Annotated in this window: 15 protein-coding genes and 1 tRNA gene; 12 read left to right on the top strand and 4 right to left on the bottom strand. The window is 57.5% G+C overall.

Annotated features, from left to right (window positions below):
- Positions 1-106 precede the first annotated feature (106 nt).
- Positions 107-1,060 (bottom strand): hypothetical protein, encoded by a 954-nt coding sequence (locus M4951_RS18205; RefSeq protein ID WP_262023058.1) that lies wholly within the window; start codon positions 1,058-1,060, stop codon positions 107-109.
- 286 nt (positions 1,061-1,346) lie between these two features.
- On the opposite strand from M4951_RS18205, the gene M4951_RS18200 reads away from it, so the two are divergent.
- Positions 1,347-2,477, top strand: coding sequence for a hypothetical protein (locus M4951_RS18200; protein ID WP_262023057.1), 1,131 nt, complete (start codon positions 1,347-1,349; stop codon positions 2,475-2,477).
- 8 nt (positions 2,478-2,485) lie between these two features.
- On the opposite strand, the gene M4951_RS18195 is transcribed toward M4951_RS18200, so the two are convergent.
- Positions 2,486-2,782: a hypothetical protein gene (locus tag M4951_RS18195; RefSeq protein WP_262023056.1), complete on the bottom strand. Its 297-nt coding sequence runs from the start codon at positions 2,780-2,782 to the stop codon at positions 2,486-2,488.
- Between the two features lie 315 nt (positions 2,783-3,097).
- A tRNA-Leu gene (locus M4951_RS18190) sits at positions 3,098-3,179 on the bottom strand.
- A gap of 189 nt (positions 3,180-3,368) precedes the next feature.
- On the opposite strand from M4951_RS18190, the gene M4951_RS18185 reads away from it, so the two are divergent.
- From M4951_RS18185 to M4951_RS18135, 11 genes are all read left to right on the top strand, one after another.
- Positions 3,369-4,049, top strand: coding sequence for an HAD family hydrolase (locus M4951_RS18185; protein ID WP_262023055.1), 681 nt, complete (start codon positions 3,369-3,371; stop codon positions 4,047-4,049).
- Between the two features lie 102 nt (positions 4,050-4,151).
- The gene (locus M4951_RS18180; RefSeq protein WP_262023054.1) at positions 4,152-4,937 is read left to right on the top strand and encodes an NTP transferase domain-containing protein; all 786 of its coding nucleotides are present in this window, start codon (positions 4,152-4,154) and stop codon (positions 4,935-4,937) included.
- A gap of 107 nt (positions 4,938-5,044) precedes the next feature.
- Positions 5,045-5,773: a hypothetical protein gene (locus M4951_RS18175; protein ID WP_262023053.1), complete on the top strand. Its 729-nt coding sequence runs from the start codon at positions 5,045-5,047 to the stop codon at positions 5,771-5,773.
- A 146-nt stretch (positions 5,774-5,919) separates the two neighbouring features.
- The gene (locus tag M4951_RS18170) at positions 5,920-6,174 is read left to right on the top strand and encodes a hypothetical protein (RefSeq protein ID WP_262023052.1); all 255 of its coding nucleotides are present in this window, start codon (positions 5,920-5,922) and stop codon (positions 6,172-6,174) included.
- Between the two features lie 174 nt (positions 6,175-6,348).
- Positions 6,349-8,061, top strand: a complete 1,713-nt coding sequence (locus M4951_RS18165; RefSeq protein ID WP_262023051.1) for an Nramp family divalent metal transporter — start codon at positions 6,349-6,351, stop codon at positions 8,059-8,061.
- 114 nt (positions 8,062-8,175) lie between these two features.
- Positions 8,176-9,372 carry a glycosyltransferase gene (locus M4951_RS18160; protein WP_262023050.1) on the top strand — a complete coding sequence of 399 codons (1,197 nt, stop codon included), beginning with the start codon at positions 8,176-8,178 and terminating at the stop codon, positions 9,370-9,372.
- A gap of 206 nt (positions 9,373-9,578) precedes the next feature.
- Entirely contained in the window at positions 9,579-12,407 is a 2,829-nt protein-coding gene (locus M4951_RS18155) for a PD-(D/E)XK nuclease family protein (RefSeq protein WP_262023049.1), read from the top strand.
- A complete protein-coding gene (locus M4951_RS18150; protein ID WP_262023048.1) occupies positions 12,404-15,526 on the top strand; it encodes a UvrD-helicase domain-containing protein in 3,123 nt (1,040 codons plus the stop codon). The genes M4951_RS18155 and M4951_RS18150 overlap by 4 nt, the downstream gene beginning before the upstream one ends.
- Positions 15,523-16,782, top strand: coding sequence for an exonuclease SbcCD subunit D (locus tag M4951_RS18145; protein WP_262023047.1), 1,260 nt, complete (start codon positions 15,523-15,525; stop codon positions 16,780-16,782). The genes M4951_RS18150 and M4951_RS18145 overlap by 4 nt, the downstream gene beginning before the upstream one ends.
- The gene (locus M4951_RS18140; RefSeq protein WP_262023046.1) at positions 16,779-20,297 is read left to right on the top strand and encodes an AAA family ATPase; all 3,519 of its coding nucleotides are present in this window, start codon (positions 16,779-16,781) and stop codon (positions 20,295-20,297) included. The genes M4951_RS18145 and M4951_RS18140 overlap by 4 nt, the downstream gene beginning before the upstream one ends.
- Positions 20,297-20,704 (top strand): gamma-glutamylcyclotransferase, encoded by a 408-nt coding sequence (locus tag M4951_RS18135; RefSeq protein WP_262023045.1) that lies wholly within the window; start codon positions 20,297-20,299, stop codon positions 20,702-20,704. The genes M4951_RS18140 and M4951_RS18135 overlap by 1 nt, the downstream gene beginning before the upstream one ends.
- On the opposite strand, the gene M4951_RS18130 is transcribed toward M4951_RS18135, so the two are convergent.
- Positions 20,689-21,708, bottom strand: a complete 1,020-nt coding sequence (locus M4951_RS18130) for a helix-turn-helix transcriptional regulator (RefSeq protein WP_262023044.1) — start codon at positions 21,706-21,708, stop codon at positions 20,689-20,691. The two genes, M4951_RS18135 and M4951_RS18130, sit on opposite strands and share 16 nt — an antisense overlap.
- Positions 21,709-21,746: the final 38 nt, after the last annotated feature.

Raw genomic sequence — 21,746 nt, 5'->3', positions numbered from 1 at the left:
GATTCGCGGTGAAGATCGCCGTGCGAGGCGCGACTTCGATTGGTCGGTCGAATAGACGACCGGACACTCTCTACACATTTGTCCTGTCCACTTCTCTACCGTCGTATTAACGACGTAGATCGGCGGTTCGCTTGCGCGGAAAGGGGCCGGCGATCTCGACCGGGGCGATTGTTTGTTCTTGCGGGGATTCGGCAGAGAGAGGGCGAATGCCGTTGTCTTGTTGGGCGACAAAAGGCCGCGGAGAGCCTTCGCTGGGAGACGAAGTATTCGCCTGAGGTGAAAGTTGCTGCTGAGCGGCCAAGCTGCGCTCGTAGACGCGGTTAGTCGCTTGGACAAACTGCGCGCGAAGCGCCGGATCGATTTCGGTCAATTTTTGCGACAGATTTTGGATGCCGGCGATGTTGTCTTCTGAGCTCTTCGAGATCTTGCCGAGAAACGCCGTCGTCTCGGCGAAGTTGGCGTCCGCCGTTTTACCAATCAGCGGGTGCAACGTGCGGGCCAGCAGGTCGGCCCCTTTATGCTCGAATTTGACGAACACGTCCAGTTGGTTCGAGACGAAGGTTTTGTTGAGTTCGTTCGGAGCATATCCGGTCTTTAACACGAGCACGCATTTCGCGTCGACTTTGCCAGGCGCCAGCGGGCCTTCGTAGTAGCCGTCGGCGACCATGATATGCGTATCGCGATTGCCGTAGACCAGTTCGACGTCGCTAACGGTTCCGGCGCCATCTTTGGCGTGAAATGAAAACTGCCCGGTTCGCTCGACTGCGACATTCGTAATTCCCATCAAACGCCAAATATTGACGATGATTTCCGGATATCGAACCATTAACAAGTAGAGATCGGGATCGCAATCGATTACTTGTACCGGCAAACGGCGGAAGATGCTCGGATTGGTCACCACTTGGCGAATGTCGTCGCCTGCCTGAACGGTCAGCTTACCAAACGGGATCTCGCGAATCGCGGCGTCCCGGTCCCCTCGATTAAAGGCGACCGTTTCGTTCGGATAGCTGCCTGATTCTTGCGCCAAAGCCGCACTCGCAAAACCGATCATCACGGCCATCGCCGTGCACCAGCGTGCCGCACGTACATGTCTTTGGTTCGCGATGCAAAATGCATCTCGGACTCTGCGCGTCATACGTCCCCCGGAAGCAGGTCGACCTCGCCGACTGTTAAGCTGTTTCGATCCTGATGGTAATTCGGTTCAGGGAGGGGGGAATCCTCAGTCAAACTCTCCCCTACGAACGATTCCGGTTCGAATGCTAGCAATGCCGGCAATGAATCGCCCTTGTCGCCAGCGGCGGCCTCGATATCATCATCGCTCTCATACGCCACAGTTAGGCCGGTTAATGTATCGAGTTTTATCAAGCTGGAAGGGGCTCGCCTCGCTGTTGATTGCAGCGATTGGAATAGTTTGCGCGGTTCTCTTTATCTGCGATGTCTATCTCCAGTCGTATAGTGCAGCGCAGCTAGCGCAAGCTCCGGACGGAGAAGTTGAATTCTATTTGCGCCGTCAGTTGCAAGTTTCGAATCATCCGGAACAAGACTTGGTCCATGCTCTGAACAGCAATCGCGCTTCCTTGGCGCTGGCGGCTACCAATGTACTGAAACAAAAGAGAAGTCGATGGCGCAATCAAGCGGCGCTTCGCTATCAACAAGAAATGATAGATATCGCCGTAGAACTAGAAGCACGCTGGGACCAGCTTGCCCCAACTGCACGTCTAGCGGCCGTCAGCATGGCCGAGGATGTCGCTAATTGGAATCTTGGACTCGAACCTGACCAGACGCGGCGATTTAATGAGGCGATTGACCAGATACTTCGACGATCCGCTGCGGCGACGCCAATGATAGAGCCGCGTCCTTTGGTGTCGGCGCTCGCGATGTTTTCGCCGGACAAGCAGAAGGACTTACCGCTCGAATATCAGCCGCCTGAAAAGGTCGCCACCGCGCCAGGAGGTTACCTGCCGGTAGCCCCGGTTAATCCAGGCGTGAAAGTGGCCGACAAAATTCGGCCGCCGAGCGGATTTCCTTCCGCCGCCGCGCTGACCAGTAAGCCGATTGATCCACAAGGCGGCCGAGAACCAACCGGGTTTGCCGGAGCCTTGGGGATGACGCCTGGATTGCTGCCAGAATCGGCGCGGCCTAGTCCGCCGATGGATCTCAAAAAACTAGCCGATATCGATGTCATGCACTGGTTACACGATACGCGGCCGGAGATTGTCGAACTGGCCGAAGAAGAACTGTTGAGTCGGCGGTTTCAGCCGTTTGAGTTGCAGTTGGCGCGACGATTGACAAGTCCGCGAGTCGAAGAGCGACTACGACTCGCGAAAGAATTATCGGTCGAAACGACGTTAGATCGACAGACTTGGCTGATTGAGTTGGCGCATGATGTTGATGCGGATGTCCGCATCATCGCCCAAAAGCAATTGATGCAAATGCGCGTTAGCGATCGCGATGCGTCTTATGACGCACCGCGATAGATAGACGCTTAGCTCAACTTGGCGAGCTTTTCGAGCGCTTCTTTGGCGCGGGCGATGCTGCCGATTTGTTCCACAAACTCTTTCGTCTTCAGCAGATCGTCGACGGTCAGAGCGCCGGTCTTGGTCGCGCCGCTTTTCCGTTTATCCATCGAAAGAATGGTGCTGACATACTGCGGCGTGACGCCAGGCATCTGTTTTTTCAGCGCATCAGAAATGGCGGAAGGTCCGGCCGACGGGTTTTCTGCTTTGTACTTGCGAATTGCATTTGCTTTGTTGCCTTTGCTGGCGGCGGCTTTTTTCGCCATAAAAGAGTGGCTCCGATTCGTGTTGCGTCTAACGCGGGGGGTAAATATGAGCTCGACAATCGACAGCAGTCGATGCAAGCTAACAAGGTAATACGACCTTATACGTTTCGTTCTAACTTTGCATATTATGAATAAAGTGCAAGCAGCTATCTACCGCCCCTCGGAAGATGTCCTCGCCCCCTCAAATAGATGTACGACGAAATTCGTCAAGAAAATTTACAGGTGAACTATCTTGGCGATAGACATAGGCGATGGCTGATGCGATTTATCGATTGGCGCATAAAAAAACGGCTGTCGAGCGTCGATCAGCCGTAGTGGGGATGACAGGAATCGAACCTGCACTCCGTTAGGAACTAGAACCTAAATCTAGCGCGTCTGCCAATTTCGCCACATCCCCATATTTCAGTCATCGGTAGAGTGTCGACATTTTGCCGAGGGAAGCTCTGAATTCTAGCATTCTCGCAGTGGGGCACAACTCCGCCCCATGGCTCAACTCCCCTATATTCCATGGGGCGCAAAGTCGACAATGGCCCCGTGGATGGCAAAGCTGCCGAGCAAGTTTGTAGAATAGGAGCAAGGAAATAGCATGAGTTCGCGGGCGAAAAGTAAGATCGAGGCCGTTGTTTTTGACATGGACGGCCTCATGTTTAACACCGAACTCTTATATCCTCAGGTCTCCTACGAATTGCTGAGGCGGCGCGGGCATGAGTTAACGCAAGAGCTTACCAACGCGATGATGGGGCGCCCCGCGCGGGACGCCTTTCGCATCATGATCGAATGGCATGAGTTGGACGCTACGCCGGAAATTCTGGCTGACGAGTCGGATGCAATCTTCGAGGTGATCTTGGACGAGCATCTAGCGCCGATGCCGGGGCTGTTAGCGCTATTGAACGCGTTAGAGCAAGCGGAAGTTCCCAAGGGGGTTGCGACCAGTTCTGGGCGGCCGATGGCGGAGAAAATTTTGGGCACGTTCGAGATTTTGCCGCGGCTCCGATTTTTGCTGTGCGGGACCGATGTCGAGAATGGCAAACCAAACCCAGAAATCTATTTGCTAGCGGCGGAGAAGATGGGGGTTGCGCCGGAGCGAATGTTGGTGCTCGAAGATAGTCACACCGGCAGTCGCGCAGCGATCGCCGCCGGTGCGTTTGTTGTCGCGACTCCAGGCGATCATAGTCGGCATCATGATTTTTCCGGCGCCCAATTTGTCGCCAACACGCTGGAAGATACACGAATCTACGAAGTGCTAGGACTGCCACGCGAAATCTAGGCAATTTGTCACTCTTGACCCTATTTTGGCGAGACTGCTACACTAACCGCGGGGAACGACGGTTTCAATTTATTCACCGGCAACAACTACAAGGATGCCGAAATGCTGAAGAATCTTGCTATTCTGCAGATCGATACCGTCGACCAAGACAGCGTCAGCGCTGCAGGACTCGACGCCGGGAAACGAAGTCGAATTGTTCCCTCTCGGTTAGCTCAACGTTTCATTGCCGGCAAACCGCTGGTCGAATGGATCATTCGCCGCGTCGGCGAGGCGCATGTCGACGGCGTGATGGTGGTCCTATCTGACGATGCGGATACGGGCGCATTGCTGCCGCTAATCCCGAGCGATACGCCGGTTTATATTAGCCGCAAGCATGATTCGCTCGGTCGTTTCGCCGATGCAGTCCGCGAATATCAGCCGCGCGGCGTTGTTCGCATTCCGATCGAAACCCCCTTTGTCGATCCGGCGCTGATTGATCGTTTGCTGACCACCGCCGCGATGTTTGAGAAATGTGATTATGTCGGCTATCGTCACCTAGACGGATGTGCCGCTGTCGCTTCTCCGCTAGGACTGTTCGCGGAATGGTATCGCGCCAAAGCGATTCTGAAAGCGGATGAAATTGTCACCGATTCGTCCGAACGAGCCGACATTAGCCGATCGATATCGACTCGACCCGATTGGTTCCCGCAGCATCTGTTGCCGGTTCCGAGCGAGTTGGAATGTGCCGACGTCCGCTTGTCGGTCGTTGATGAAGAGGACTGGGATCACTCGCTGACGATTGTCGATGCGATGCGTTCACACGATCTCGAATGGCAGGATGTCGTTCGATTCATTCGTGAAACGCCTCATCTGCGGCAGCGAATGGAGACGATGAATCAAGTCGGATAAACTTTGTCAGCGCCGATTCAAGCGGCCTCGCAAAGTTGCCCCGCAGATCTTCGCCTGGTTCGGGTAGGCCGGCGAATTTTCAAACGCAGCGAATGGAGTCGCTCGCGATGGAAGATGCAGAAGGGTTCGCCGGCGAAACGATCGTTTCGGCTGGTTCCGGCTTAACGAGTCGGTTAACGATCGTCATCGATCCAAAAAATACGCTGTTTGACGCAACCGTCGGACAGCGTTGGCTTTTTCAATTGGTCGGAGGTCGGCGCGAGGAAGCCGATTTCGCCGCGTTCTTTGACCAGTGGACCGTACAAAATTTGCCCGCGATTTGGCGCGGTGAGCGTCCTTACTGGGACGCGATGAAAGAGTATCTGTGCGCTAAGGGACTCTCCAACGGGCATGTCGACGAACTGTGGCGCGCTGCATCGCGCAAGTTCCCCGAACTGGAGTCTGGCGGAAAGCCGTCGCCTGACATCTTGCAGATCTTGGATCGCGTTCGCCAATACGGGGTTCAATTGATAGCGCTGTGGGAAACGACGCAAACGGTCGATTCTCGTTGCCGTGAGCATGCTTGGACCAAAGCGTTTGACCAAGTCGTCACCACGTGGGAACTAGGTTGCGACGGCGGAGACGCACTCGCGTATCAACGACTTCGCGCACAGATTGGGGACTCGGTCTGCGTTCTGCAAAGTGCGGACGCGCGCGTACTGAAGGCCGCAGCCAAAGCAGGCTGGTCAACGCTAGCAATCGGCCGTCACGCGCCGATCCCGGCTTCGGTGATGCTATCGAACTGGGCCGATTTGATCCCTTGGGCGGCGCTGCGGGGTAATCGCCAAGCGGCGTAGGGGGGGCGACGCACCGTTTATTCCGAGAAATCGGTACAACCGGAATAAGTTCTCTAATTTCCACAATCGGAAACTGCCGATCGAATTGGTAAGGGCGCCTTGCGATTGCGTCCTGTTCGCCAGTTTTGATTCGTGGAAGTAACGCAATGAAAAAATTGCTCGCCATCCTGATGGCCGCGTCATCGATTAGCGCCGGATTTGGGTGCACGATGTGCGCTCATCCCAACGACTATTGCTACGCTGTCTACGACGAATCCCACGCCTACGGACATCGAGCCGGCTCGGCGTTCAGCCCTGTCTCGTACAGCAGCAGCAGTGAAACGACCACAGTGCTCGAAACGGTCGATTCTGAGCTGATGATCGACGACGAGTATTATGAAGTGGGAAGTTCGCTTCCTTAAGCGGGCAGTGCAGCATTTTATTCTTCCCAAAGTGGGGCCCATGCGTTAGTCTCGTAGGTTCGCAACCGCCGCAAATCTTTGCGCGTGGTGGTCACCTCTTGAAACGCGCCTTCTGAAGTTAGCCCCCGCTTGAGTACCTCGCCTGCTGATTCCTCTTCACAATTGGAAGAGGACTTGCTCCGTATTGAAACGCCCCCCACTTCCTATGTCGCTATCTTGCGGCGGATTGGGCCGGGTCTGATCGTGGCTGGATCGATCGTTGGATCTGGCGAGTTGATCGCAACCACCAAGGCAGGCGCCGAAGCCGGATTCTGGCTGCTCTGGCTGATCATGATCGGCTGCGTGATCAAAGTCTTTGTGCAGGTAGAGTTTGGCCGCTACACCATCTTTAGCGGCAACACCGCGCTGTACGGCATGAACGAAGTCCCGGGGCCGGCGATCTCGTACCGGTTGGTGACGCCGGCACGGGTCAACTGGTTGATGATCTATTGGTTTGTCATGACCGCCGCGAGCATCGCTCAGTTGGGCGGCATTGTCGGCGGCGTCGGCCAAGCGTTGCAAATGGGACTTCCACTGACCGAAAAGGGACGGTACTACAACGAATTTGGCGATCTGCAAACGCGGATTCGCGTTACCGAAACCTTGATCACGCGGGCCGCAGATCGCGACGACCCAGAAGAAGAAGCGGGTCAGCAGACGATTCTGGCTCAGTTGGAAGGAGATCTGGACGAGCAAGGCGCCCACTATCTCGCGCTGCGTCGTTCGATTCAATCCGCCAATAAAGAGTTGCTGAACTATAAGCCAGATAGCGCCGAAGCCGCGACATTGCTGACGGAATTGACCAAGAGCAAAGACGAACTGAAAGCGATTCAAAAAAACGTCGAACCGATCGACGACGAAATCTGGGCGGCTGTCTTGGGCGGTGTGACCGCAATTCTGTTGCTGGTCGGACGCTACCGCTTTATTGAAACGATTTCGACCGTGCTGGTCGCATCTTTTACGCTGGTGACGGTTGGCAATCTGCTGGCGCTGCAACTCAATCCCGATTGGGCGGTGACTCCGCAAGAGTTCCTGCGGGGGCTTAGTTTCCGCTTTACGCCGGCCAACGAAGCGATCGGCGTCTCGCCGCTCATGACCGCGCTGGCGACGTTTGGCATTATCGGCGTCGGCGCGACGGAGTTGATCGCTTATCCCTACTGGTGCCTTGAAAAAGGATACGCAAGATTTGTCGGGCCGCGCGATGATTCGCCCGAGTGGGGACAGCGCGCCGCTGGCTGGATGCGGGTCATGTGCTGCGACGCATGGTGTTCGATGATCGTCTATACGTTCGCGACCATCGCGTTCTATTTGCTGGGCGCCGCGATCTTGGGGCGGATTAAATTGATTCCGGAAAGCTCGGAGATGATCCGCTCGCTGAGCGTGATGTATGAACCGGTTTTCGGCGCCTATGCGCCTCCCCTCTTTTTGTTCGGCGCGTTTGCGGTGCTCTACTCAACGTTCTTCGTAGCGAACGCATGTCATGCTCGCGTCAACGCCGATGGCCTGCAGATCTTTGGCCTGCTCGGACAAGGGGACGCGACCTATCGCGGCGGAGTCAAGTTTTTGTGCGGCTTTTTCCCGCTGCTGTGCGTGGTGATTTACATCGTCTATCCCCACCCGACTATTTTGGTGATCTTCAGCGGCATGATGCAGGCGATCATGTTGCCGATGCTGTCGGCGGCGGCGCTTTACTTCCGCTACTACCGCTGTGATAAACGGATTGCGCCCGGAGTTGCGTGGGATGTTTGCCTCTGGCTCTCGGCGATTGGCATGTTGGTCGCCGGCGGATATCTGGCTTACGCCAAAGCGCCGGAACTGGTCCGTAGCCTGATGGGGTTGTGGCAATAGTCTAACTTGCTCCCCGATAATCGTTATAACCGGAGAATCGCGAGAATCGCCGGGCGATGCGCCGCCAGAGTTCTATATTTCAGCGGACTGATAACTTCCTTCGGATTCTCGCTGATGGACGGCCCGCTTTCTTCGCATGCTGCTGACAACCTGACCGGCGCCTATTCGAGCGCCGTGCCGCCGGCGACTACTGCGCACGCAGCCGAAGTTCGCACGGTGAAAGTGCTGCATCTGATCAACGGAGAGCACTATTCCGGCGCCGAGCGCGTGCAGGACTTGCTGGGACTTCGCCTGCCGGAGTTTGGCTATCATGCCGATTTTGCTTGCGTCAAACCGGGCAAGTTCCTCACGTCGCGACAGGCCGAAGCAAGCCAGGTCTTTGATCTGGCGATGCGACATCGTTTTGATCTCTGGCGGGCTCGTGACGTTGCGCGACTCATTCGCGACGAAGGGTACGAGATTGTCCATGCCCACACGCCGCGAACGGCGTTATTGGCCATGTTGGCCGTCCGCTCAAGCGAAACGAAGTTCGTCTACCACGTGCATAGTCCCACTTCGCGCGACTCGACGCGCCGCTTCAACAACTGGGTGAATCAGCAAGTTGAATCGATGGCGATGGCCAGGGCAGATCGCCTGATCACGGTTTCTCACAGTTTGAGCCGACACATGGCGCAACTGAAAGTCGCCGCCAACAAAGTTCGCGTGGTTCACAACGGCGTGCCGCCGCTCGCCGAAGTTCCCCTACACGAGATTCCCGCTGGCGCTTGGACGTTGGGCTGCGTCGCGCTTTATCGCCCGCGCAAGGGAATCGAAGTCTTGTTGCAAGCGCTGGCCAATCTGCGCAGCCAAGGATATGCGGTCCGTTTGCGTGCGGTAGGTCCTTTCGAGACGCTCGAGTATGAAAGTGAGATCCGGCGACTGGTCGACCAATTAAAACTCCAAGATGCGATCGATTGGGTTGGCTTCACTCAAGAGGTCAATCGCGAGCTCTTCGAGATGGACCTGTTTGTGTTGCCGAGCCTGTTCGGCGAAGGGTTGCCGATGGTCGTGCTCGAAGCGATGGCGGCCGGCGTGCCGGTGATCGCTTCCGACGTTGAAGGCGTTTGCGAGGCGATCCAGCCGGAAGTCGACGGTTTGCTCGCCGTGCCAGGCGACGCAGACGATCTGACAAAAAAAATCTTGGCGGTCGTTTCCGGAGAAATCAACTGGTCGGCGCTTCGCCAAGCGGCGATCCAGCGACAATACGACTCTTTTTCCGACCGCAGCATGGCCGCCGGAACCGCCGCTGTCTACGACGAATTAGTCCGCTAATAGTCGGAACGAAAAAGGGGGCCAGACCCCAGTTTTGCTGCAAAATTGGGGTCTGGCCCCCTTTTTCGTTCGTCCAAATTTCTTCTCGCGCGTGACCAGACGTGTCACTTGCTGGCGCTACGCTCGACCACTTGGGAAAAGCACCCGCGGCTTTTCCCTCTCGCCCGGCGCGGGTATCTTGAGCGTTTTCAGAGCAAAGGCGAGCCATGTCAGGACGACCAACCGACTTAGCGCGATATTTTCTTGGCTGGGATCGCCCTGCGCTGATTTCGGCGGCCGATCATCTGATTTCGCGGGCGCATCGCGATGGGCCTTTGCTCGATCTAAGTCAGTACGCGTTGATTCTGCCTGGGGCCCAAGCGGGACGTCGCCTGCGCGATCTGTTGGTAGAGCGGGCCGAAGCTCAGGAGGCTTCGCTTGTTCCCCCCATGCTTTGCGGCGTAGGGCAAACGCCGGAGCTTCTGTACGAACAAAAGCGTCCCTTCGCCAGTCAGTTGACGCAACAGTTGGCGTGGGCCGAAACGTTGCGGCTGTTCGCGACGCAGCAACTGAAACATCTCATTCCCTTTCCGCCGGCGACCGACGATCTGCCGCAATGGCGCGAGTATGGCGAAATCATTCGCAAAACGCATCGCGAGCTGGCGAGTGAAAAGCTCGACTTCGCCGGTGTCGCCGAGCGCGCTAAAGAGATTCCGGGATTCGCCGAGCTCGAGCGTTGGCGAACGCTCGCGCAGCTGCAGCAAGATTATCTGGCGCGACTGGATCGGGTCGGCGTCTGGGACAAAGAGACGGCTCGACTGTTTGCGCTGCAATACGACGAATGTCGTTGTGATCGGAAGCTCGTGCTAATCGGCGCCGTCGACTTGAATCAAACGTTGCGGTCGATGCTCGATCAGGCGGCTTCGCACGGCGCCGAGATTTCGGCCCTGATCGCCGCTCCAGAAGAGTTGGCGGATTCGTTTGACGCGCATGGTTGCCTGCGATCGGAAGCCTGGTCAGATCGCCGCGCAGTGGTTGATCCCAGTCGCGTCTATCTGGTCGAAGGTCCCGCTGATCAGTCCGAGCAAGCGGTCGCGTGTCTGGCGAACTTCGCCGGACGCTACGCGCCGGAAGAAGTGATGATCGGCGTACCGGACGAGGCGCTGGTCCCTGAATTAAAACAACGCCTGGCCGCGCATCAGCTCGACAGCCGCTTTGGTCCCGGCACGGCGGTCGTTGATGCGCTTCCCTGCCGTTTGTTGCGAACATTCTCCGATTATTTGCGACGCCGCAGTTTCGCCACCTTGGCCGAAGCGCTGCGTCATCCGGACGTTTGGCGATTGATCGAAGCTGATCGCGACCCGCTCGAAACGCTGGACATGTTCTTCGGTGAGCACCTGCGTGATGCGCTCGATGCGACCGAGTTAGAAGGGGAGACGATCGCCGATTTGATGACGCAGATGGATCGCATCGCGATGCCGTTGACGCAACCGATATGTCCCTTGGTCGATTGGCGGCAGCCGATTAACGAGCTATTGCAGTCGATCTATGGCCAGCGCGAGCTGACGCCGGGGAGCGATGATTACCGCTCGATCTATTTACCGATCGAAGCGATTCAAAATGCGCTCGCGACCTGGGAAGAAATTCCCGATACATTGCAACCGCTGCTGTCGGCCAGTGAAGCGATCGATATTCTGCTACGTTTGCTTCGCGCTGATTTGATTCCGGAAGAGCCGCGTGATGGCGTAATCGAACTGCTTGGTTGGCTCGAATTGCCGCTCGGAGACGCGCCGGCGCTGATCTTGACCAGTTTCAATGATGGTCTGACGCCGAGTTCCGCCAACGGTGATCTCTTCTTGCCCAATTCGCTGCGGGAACGACTGGGGATCGAAGATAATTCGCGGCGTTTGGCGCGTGACGCCTATGCCTTCGAATTGTTGATGAACAGCCGCCGCGATCTCGATGTGATCGTCGCCAAGCGAACTTCCGCAGGCGATCCCTTAGCGCCTAGTCGCTTACTATTTGGTTGCGATGACACGGCGCTGCCGGTTGCGGTCGAGCGGATGTTTGGCGCCCCCGAGGCGATCCACAACCGGGCGGTCGAATTCCAGTCAGGCGAGACCGAACTGTTGGGGCAAGCGATCGGAATCCCGCTGCCTGCGCCGGGGCCTTATCCCGTCGACAAGATTACGGCCAGCGATATTCGCCGCTATTTGTATTGTCCCTATCGTTACTATCTCGAAAAAATCTTGCGGCTGCGATCGTATTCGGACAGTGCTCGCGAGTTGGACGCCGCCCAGTTTGGCAATCTGGCGCATGATTCGCTCGAAGCGTTTGGAAGAAGCGAGCTTCGCAACTCCGTCGACGAGGGGGCCATCCGCGAATTCTTGCAGCAGGCGCTCAGCGAACTGGTGCGCGAGAAATTTGGAGCGCGCGTCTTGCCGGCGGTACGAATCCAAGTTGAACAACTGCGGCTGCGTTTGCAATGGTTTGCGACAACTCAGGCACGCCGCGCCGGTGAGGGCTGGAAGATCGTGCGAACCGAAACCGACAACGCCCAGCATGAGCCGCTTCTAATCGTCGACGATGTTCCGGTTCGTTTAAAGGGCCGCATCGACCGGATCGATCATCACCCCGACACCAACAGTTGGGCGGTCGTCGATTACAAAACGTCTGACACCGCGAAGAAGCCGGAGACCGATCACCACAAAGGCAAATTTGAAGAGCGTGAGTGGTTCAACGTGCAGTTGCCTTTCTATCGGATGATTGCCCGCGAGTTGGGGATCGGTCCGCATGTCGAGGTCGGTTACTTTACGCTGCCAGCGAAACGCGAAGATGTAAAGTATCGCGCCGCCGGATGGGAAGACGCCGATTTTGATCAGGCCGAAGAGGTGATTGTGGATGTCGTACGAAAGATCCGCCGCGGCGAGTTCTGGCCGCCGGCCGATATTCGCGGGCAAAACGACGACTATTCCCGAATTTGCCAGGACGGCGTGTTAGGACGTTGGTCTCCGCCTGCCGAGTTGTTGGCCGCCGCGGAGGAGATCACCCGATGAGACCATTCCAGCATCGCTTGATTCGCGCCTCGGCCGGATCGGGAAAAACGTTTCAACTTTCCAATCGCTTTCTCGGCGTATTGGCCTCCGGCGACGCTCCGGCTGAAATCTTAGCGACCACCTTTACGCGCAAAGCGGCCGGCGAAATCCTGGATCGCATTATGATTCGTTTGGCCGAAGCGGCCCGCGATCCGCAAAAACTGGTCGAGTTGAACAGCTTCATCGAAGCGGCGCCGGTCACTCCAGCCGCGTGCGTTGCGACCTTGCGTGAACTGACGCGGCAACTGCATCGCCTGCGCGTGCAAACGCTCGACAGCTTTTTCATTCAGGTCGCCCAGTGTTTCAGTTTTGAAATGGGCTTTCCGCCGGGGTGGTCGATCGCCGATGAAGTGGATGACTCGGAACTGCGAATCAATGCGATCGAAGAACTGCTGCGCGAGAACGAAGCGGCGCTGGTCCTGGAGATCGTCCACTTGATGAGCAAAGGTGAGACGACCCGCGGCGTCAGTCAGTTGATGTTGGACGCGGCCAGCCAATTCTACGGCCTCTTTCAGGAAACCCCGGCCGCCGTTTGGACGGCGCTGAAGCCCCGCAAGCCGCCGCAAGAACAAGAGATCGCCGCGGCGAAAAAGTTGCTGCTTGAAGCGCCGCTCGACAAGCGGATGACGAAGGCCCGCAATGAAGATCTGGCCCGCTTTGATGAAGGCGACTTCGGCGGGTTTCTGGAAAAAGGATTGGCGAAAAAGGTCATCGACGATGACCTCTCGTACTACCGCGCCGAGATCCCGGCCGATGTCGCTCGCGCCTATCAAACTTTGATATCCGCCGCCGCTTGTGAGCCATACAATTTGCTGGTCCGTCAGACCGAAGGCGCCTTTCAACTGCTCGACCGATTTGACGCGATCTATCGCCGGCTGAAGTTCCAGTCGCAGGCCTACCGTTTTGACGACGTCACCCGCTTTCTCTCGCGACAAGCCGACGCCAATTCGCCCACCCATGTCGCTTATCGACTGGATGGCCATATCAACCATTTGCTGCTGGATGAGTTTCAAGATACGTCGCCAGCCCAATGGAGCGTGTTGCGCCCCGTTGCGCGGCGCGTGACTGCGCAGCCGCTAGGCAGCTTCTTTTGCGTTGGTGACGTGAAGCAGGCGATCTATGGTTGGCGTGGCGGCGTGGCCGAGATTTTTGAGGAAGTGGTCGCGGAACTGGGTGAGCTGGACGAAGCCGAACTTGCTGTCAGTTTTCGCTCGTCACCGGTGGTGATCGACTTTGTGAATCTGGTCGCGCGGAATCTGCATCGGCATCCGTCGCTCGATCGGTTTGAAGACGGAGTCAAACGTTGGCAGACGATGTTCGCCGATCACTCGACCGCCAAAACCAGTTTGCCGGGCTATGTCAGCGTCGAAACCGCGCGGTACGATGAAGACGGCGACCCATCCGACGAGATGCTGTTTGTCGCGGCCGCCGAGCGCGTTTGCCGCAGTTTAGAAGATTCGCCGGGGAGCGAAGTCGGCGTCTTGGTCCGTACGAACTCCGCCGTCCGGAAGATGATCTTTGAACTTCGCCAGCGCGGCGTAACCGCCAGCGAAGAAGGAGGGGGGACGCTGACCGATTCGGCGTCGGTTCAATTGATGATGTCGCTGCTGCAATGGATCGATCATCCGGCCGATACGGTCGCCCGGTTCCATGTGCAGAACAGCCCTTTGGCGCCCATTATCGGACTGACGCCGCACATTGGGTCACAAAAGGGATCGGAACTAGCGCAGACGCTGCGGAGTGATCTGCTGGTTTTGGGCTATGGTGCGATGCTCCGCCGCTGGTCGCAGGTGCTGGTCGAAATCGGCAATTCACGCGAGCGCCGGCGCATCGAACAGTTGGTTCGAATGGCGCATGCCTATCAGCCGAAAGCGACGCTGCGGACGAGCGATTTTGTGGAGTTTGTCGAGACGCAGCGCGTCGCCGATCCTCAGGCGTCGGCTGTACGCGTGATGACGATCCATCAAGCGAAGGGGCTGCAGTTTGATGTGGTGGTGCTGTTGGATTTAGATCATGAATTCCCCGGTCGTTCGCCTAATTTTGTCATCGAGCGGGCGGCGCCGCTCGCGCCGGTCACCGGGATTGTTCGCTACGCCAACAAAGATGTGCAAAAGGTGTTGCCTCCCCGCTTGCAACAGATGTTTACCAGCGCCAGTTCGCAGCAAGCGGTCGAAGAGCTGTGCGTCTTGTATGTGGCGATTACTCGCGCGGTGCATGCGATGCATGTGATGATCAAGCCTCCCTCGGCCCGTGAAAAGAAGACGCCGCGCACGATGGCTGGGCTATTGACCGAAGCATTGGAGGTCAAGCGTCAACCGCAAGGCAATGACGTTGTGTTCGCGATGGGGGACGCTGCGTGGTTCGCCCATCTTTCAGCGGCCGATACTCCACGCTTGCATCGCATGCCTGCGGTAGCGCGGCGTTTGCCAATCGCGATGGCTCCGGCGAAGGCGCAGCGCGGCGAGACCCTCTCTCCGTCGAAGATGGAAGGGGGCCCGCGTTTGAAAGTCGCCAACCTATTGCATACGACCGATTCGACAGGTCGCCTGTTTGGCTCGGTGACGCATGCCTGGCTAGAGCGGATAGCGTGGCTGAACGACTTTGAGCTGAATGAGACGCGGTTTCGCGAGATCGCCCGGGCGATTGTGGGCGATGCGTTGAATATCGATCATTTGCTTTCTCGCTTCCGCAAGACGATCGAGCAACCTCATCTGCGGCAGTTGCTAAATCGCCAGACGGCGCCGCGGCCGAAGTTTGTCGCCGCCGACGCGATCGCAGAAGTTCGCCAAGAGCAGACCTTCGCGATCGCGGTCGAAGGAGGAATCCAGAACGGGTCAATCGACCGTTTGGTTTTATGGAAAGAGGGATCGGAAGTGGTCGCCGCCGATGTAGTTGATTACAAGACCGATCGTTTGGCGGAGGGTGACGCCCAGTCGCTGGCCGATCGGTCCGCCTTCTATCGCCCGCAGGTCAACGCCTATCGCCGCGCGGTGCAACAGATGTGGCGCCTGCCGGAGAAGTCGGTCAGCGGCCATCTCTACTTCGCATCGATTGACAAGATCGTAGAGGTGAAATCATGAGCTTTCGTTTCATTCATGCCGCCGACTTACACATTGATAGCCCGCTGCAAGGTCTCGGGCGAATTGATCCGGCGATGATGCAGCGCGTGCAGTTGGCGACGCGGACCGCGTTTGAAAAGCTCGTTGACCTGGCGATTCGTGAAGAGGTCGCGTTTCTGCTGATCGCGGGGGATCTGTTCGACGGTCAATGGCAAGACATGCGGACCGGGCAATGGACGATCGCCCAGTTTCGCCGACTCGACGCTCACGGCATCCGCGTCTTTTATATCCGCGGAAATCACGACGCCGAAAGCAAGTTGCAAAAATCGATTCGTTGGCCTGACAACGTCAGCGAGCTTTCGGTCAAACAGGCCGAGACGATCACGCTGGACGACGTGAAAGTCGCGATCCATGGTCGAGGGTTCGCTCGACCTGACGTACTGGAAGATCTCGCCGCCGCCTATCCCGCCGCGATCCCCGGTCACTTCAACATCGGCATGCTGCATACCAGCTTGCAAGGTTATGACGAGCATGATCCCTACGCGCCGACGACGATCGACACGCTGCGCGGCAAAGGGTACGACTATTGGGCGCTTGGGCATATTCATCTGCGCGAAGTCGCTCCCCTGTGCGAACATCCGTATGTCGCCTACAGCGGCAATACGCAAGGGCGACATATCCGCGAGCAGGGCGCCAAAGGATGTCTGATCGCGTCGGTCGCCGATGGAGAACTCGAAGAAGTTCGCTTTGAACCGACCGACGTGCTGCGGTGGAGCGAACTAGAGATCATCGTCGCGTCGGACGCCGATGCGAAACAGCTGGACGAGCAAATTCGAGACGCGCTCTCCGCCGCACATGAACAGAACGAAGGACGTTTTACGGTGGCCCGGGTTCGTCTGACCGGAAGATGCCAACTGCATGCCGAGCTGAACGACCCTTTGAAGCAAGGCGACTGGATCGGCCGCGTGCGCGACGCGGCCGCGGTGATCAGTGATGAACTGTGTATTGAGAAAGTCAAAATTCGGACCAGCGCCCCGCGTAAGGAACGCTCACGAAGCGAAGCCGATCTGCTGGGCGAACTCTCTCGCGAAGTGGAGCTATTGCGAGAAGACCCCGAGGCGCTCGCCGCGCTGTCGCCCGAATTAAAATCGCTGTTCGAAAAGCTCTCTTCCGCCCAGGCTGACCTGAGCGACGAGCGCGATACGAGAGCCCGGCTGGAAGAGTGGCTCGCCGCCGCCGAACAAATCTTGCTGACCGGATTGGAGGGCGCAGCATGAAAATCAAGACGATTCTGGCCGAAAACTTCGGTCTCTTCACCAATCGTCGCTTCGAATTTGGCGACCGATTGCAAATCATCTATGGCCCCAACGAAGCAGGCAAATCGACGCTGCTGCAACTGATTCGCGAGACGATCTTCGGTTTCCGCGTCCGCAATCCGTACGCGTTTGCCGACGCCGGAAAGATGGCGGTCGAGCTGGAAGGAACCTTAGGGGATGGACGCGAACTGGAGTTTCGACGGACCAAGTCGAACAAGTCGCCCCTGACAGGGCAGTTCACGAAGAGCGGCGAGACGTTTGATGAACCGGCCTGGCTCGACTTGCTCGAAGGCGTCGAGCAAGCCGCCTATGAGCAGCTGTTTGGGTTTTCGCTGACCGAACTCGCTTCGGGAGAAGAGGGGCTGAAAGCGGCCAGCATGGATGAAGCGCTGTACGGGGGGAGCCTCGGCGGCTTGGGGCAATTGCAGACGCTGAAGAAGACGCTTGAAACGGAGAGCAGCACTCTCTTCTTGCCGACCGGCCGCAAACCTCGCATCAATGAACTGCTGTCGCAAGTTCGGGAAGCGCGTACCCGGCTCCGCAGCGCACCGCTGCGGCCGACCCACTATGACGAGATGCTGCGCGATCTGGATCAGTTGGTCGAACGCCGCGATCAGTTGCAACAGGAACATGCGGAAGCGTACCGACGACTCAAGCATTTAGAACGGATCGAAAATGCGTATCCGGTATGGATCAAGATCACCCAGCTGAGCGAGCAGATCGAGACGCTGTCAGGCGAAAAGCAACCGCCGCGCGAAGCGATAGAAAAGTTCGGCGTGCAGCGGACCAAGCTGCAGTCGCTGGTAGAAGAGCTTTCGCGCTATCGTTCGCAATGGGAGTTGATGACCAAAGAACAAAGCGAGAGCGCTGCGGCGATCAGCGACGATCTGATTCGCCAAGAGGAGACGATCCATCGCCTGGTTCAGACGGTCGGTGAGATTCGAAGCTTTCGCAACCACATTCCGCTCCGCGAGCAAGAGCAGGCCGCAGCGCTGGCTGACGCCGATCGCGCGATGCGCGAACTTCATCCCGACTGGAGCGTTGCGACCCTTTCCCAATTCACCTTGTCGCATCCTCAGCGGAAAGAAGTCGAGCAGGCCGCGGCGACCGAGAGCGATCTGCGCAGCCAATTGAAGGTTTATGAACAAGAAGAGCAACGTCTGCAGCGCGAATGCCAACAGGCCGAACAGCGTCTGGCCGATCTGCCGCCGGTTAGCGATATCGATTTCGCTCCGCTCACGCGAGAGGCCAACGCCTGGAGTCGCCGCGCCGACAAAGAAGTCGACCACCGGCGTGATCTGCAACAACTTTTGACGGCGGCGAAACCGCTGAATAAGAGCGTCGCCGCCCTGGCCGGCTACGAAAAAGTGAGCGTCGATCAATTGCCGGCCGATGGCGATATCCAACGATTTGCCGATGCTTTCCTGCTGGCTGAACGGAAGCGAGATGAAGCCCGGCAGCGACATGCGGCCGAAGAAGAGTCGCAAGCCGAGCGCCAGACCGAGATCGATTTGCTTGACCAGCGTCATGCGTTGGTTCCGCGTGAGCAACTCGAAGAGGCTCGCCAACAACGAGACGCCGCGTGGAGCGAACTTCGAGATTCAATCGAATCTGGCGCTGCAAGCAAACAGACGTTAGCTGCGTTTGCAGCGTTGTTGAAGAAGCCGGACGAGCTCGCCGATCGCCGTCAGGAGCAAGCCGAGTTGCATGCGCGGCGCGACAAGTTGACTGACGATCTTCACCTGACAACGCGCCGGATTGAGCGTTGTCGTCAAGCGCTGGAAGCAGCCGATCAGCATCAGCAAACGCTGCATGACGAATGGTTAGCGTTATGGAGTCCCTTGGGCGTTGCTCCGCAATCTCCCAGCGACATGCTTAGCTGGAGCGACAAGTTGCGTCGTTGGCGAGAACTGGAAGATCGCATTGCGGTGATCGAAGCGTCGCTGGCGGAAATCGCCGCTGCGAACGATTTGCTCGTTCAGCAAATCAACAATGTTCTGCCGGCGGAGAACGGTTCCGACGACATTGCATCGGCGGTTGATGCGTTGGAACGTGCGGTCGCGGCTGAAACCAAACGGCGTGACGAACATACGCAAGTTTCGGCCGCGGCGAAGAAGCTAAACTTTGATCGCGTCGCCGCTATGGACGCTTGTCGGCAACTGCAGGAGCGCCAGCTGACGGCGATGGAAACGATTCGCTCGCTGCTGGCCGCCGCGCCGGATCTGGGCTCTTCAGACGCGCAGATCATCATTGACTTGCTGTCGCGGATCGACGCGGTTCGCGCGATGCGTGACAAGGGAGCCAGCTTGCAGATGCGCGTTTCCGACATGCAAAAAGGAATCGATGCGTTCCAGCAAGAGGTGACCGCGTGTTGGTCGGCCGCCGGTTTGGCGCCCAGTACGCTGACAGCAGAAGCTGCTGCACTGGAACTTGACCGACGCTTGAAAGAAGTGATCGCCGCGAATCACCAAAGAGAACATGCTGAAAAACAGCTGACTCGTCTCGAGCAGCAAATCGCCGAGTGCGAGGCGCAGCAATCGGCGATCGAGGCGCAACTTTCCACTTGGCGAGACGCTTCCGGCGTCGCCGATGACGCTGGTCTGGAAGAAGCGACTCACAAAGCGCGCCAGCTTGCCGAGTTGGAAACGGAGCGGCGGACATTGCAAGCCGAGCTGACCGGCATTCGTCAGTCCGAAGACGCGGACGCGTTTGCCGCAGCGCTTGCCGCCGCCGATCTAGACGATGTGCAATTGCGTCGCGTTGAAAGCGAAGCGGAGGTCGCCAAACTCCACGAACAATTGGATGACGTGAAAGAGCAACTGGGCCGCGCCCGACAACAACAAGAGTCGTTGGAAGGTTCAGACAAGTCGATCGCCGTCGCGTCGGAATTGGAAAGCTTGAAAGGGGAACTGCAGGAGAAAGTCGACCAGTACGCGCCGCTGGTGTTGGCTCGCGCCTTGATCGACCGCGCGGTCGCCAAGCATCGAGCCAAGACGCAAGGAGACATGCTGGAAGCGGTGGGGCGGCTCTTCCGCGAAATGACAGCCGGAGAATACCAAGGTATCGAACGCCAATTGGATGAGCTGGGAACATTGATCGTCTTGCCTCGCGAGGGGAAACCGAAAACGGCGGAAGAGCTGAGCACCGGGACGCGCGAGCAACTCTATCTGGCGATTCGTCTGGCTTATATCGAAAGCTACGCCGCCGGCAGCGAAGTTTTGCCGGTCGTGATGGATGATATCCTGGTCAACTTTGACGACCAGCGGCAGCAACGCACGTTGGCGGTGTTGCAAGATTTTGATCCCCGGGTGCAGATCTTGTTTTTGACCTGCCATCAGACGATGGTCGACAAGGCGCAAGCGATCTCGGCCAAGATCCCGATTCTTTCGCTGAACGACATGCCGATCGAAGCGCCGGCGACGCCCCCCAAAACTCGTAAACGAACCAAGTCCCAATCCCCCACGCTGTTCAAATAATGGCCCACGAAATCACCCCCTTCTTCGCATATGGAACTTTGAAACGGGGCGAAGAGCGCGAAAAATTTTGGCCTGCTCGGCCGCTCACGGTGGTCACCGCGTTCACGCAAGGTCGTCTTTATGAACTGGGCGAATACCCGGGGCTGGCGCACGGCGAAGACCGCATCCAAGGTGAGCTTTGGATTTTCAAGCATCGTGACGCCGCCAGCGTGATCAAGGCGCTCGACGAGATCGAAGATTACCCGCGGCTGTACGGCCGTGAGGAATTACGGTGCGAAACGTTTGACGGGCAAGAGATCAGCGCAACGACTTACCTCTATGCACATCCCGACAAGCTGACCGAAGAACAGCGCATCTTGCCCGACGAAAATGGCGTTGTCGTCTGGAAGTCTCAATCGATCTTGTAAATCTCCGCCAAACGTTTGACCCGTTCGGCGACCGCTTTGCGGCACGAAGCAGGCGACAACACTTCCGCTTCAGCGCCCAGCGCCAGCACGCGGGGGATGATCTCCAAGTCATTCGCCGCTTTGACCGTCAGGATGACGCTGCCGTCTGCTTGCGATTCGATCTTTTGTTCTGGGTGCCAGGGATCTTCGCGAACCCAAGCCGCGGCGAAACTGCTGATCCGGATCTTGAAGTTCTGCGGCTTCTCCGAAGCGAAGATGCCGATCGACTGCGCCAAGTGTTGTTCGAGATCAAAGTCTTTCGGCGGCTTGAAATAGGCGTCGAGCGCTTCGGCTTTCTTAAAACGGTCGAGCTTCCAGTGCCGCACGCGCGTTTCCAGATCTTCAATTTCGCGCGCCGCCGCGACGATGTAGATGCTCGATTGATAGAGGACCACGCCGTACGGTTCGATTTCGCGTTCTTTCGGTTTGGGTTGACCGAGCGTCTGATACGAAATCTGCACGACGCGATGTTGCTGGATCGCTCGATTGATCGTTTTCAGAACGCCTTCTTGATCTTTGTACGACTTGGGGGTGACGCCGCTGACGTGCAGCACCTGGCGAAACTTTTGATAGTGGTCCCAGATCCCGTCAGGCAGTTCTTCTTTGATCTTGTTCCAGAACGATTCGATACCGACCCAAAACGGCGTGCCGGCCAGCGGCAACATCAGGTCTCGCCCGAGTGACAGCGCGATCAACTCGGTCGCCGATGCGTTGATCTTGTGCATCCCCCGAGCGCCGGTTCCCATCTTCCAAACGCGCCCGCGGGGCGACTCGTGCGAGTCAACGTCGACTCCGGCCGCTTGCAGCGCTTCTAGATCACGGCGAACCGTGCGGACGTGCAGCGACGTCAGGCCCAATTGGTTGACCAGATCATCGCGGATCTCTTCCAGCAGATACCCGTAACGCGAATGTTCGAGTATCTGCAGAATCTTGTGCTGACGGATCAGTTGTTCGTTGCGTGCCACCGGCCCAGTTCTTCCGTGAACGAAGTTGCGAATCGCTT

This window comes from Blastopirellula sp. J2-11, from assembly GCF_024584705.1.
Classification (GTDB): domain Bacteria; phylum Planctomycetota; class Planctomycetia; order Pirellulales; family Pirellulaceae; genus Blastopirellula.
The sequence above is the reverse complement of the archived record's forward strand: the minus strand, read 5'-3'. Positions and strand labels throughout refer to the sequence as shown.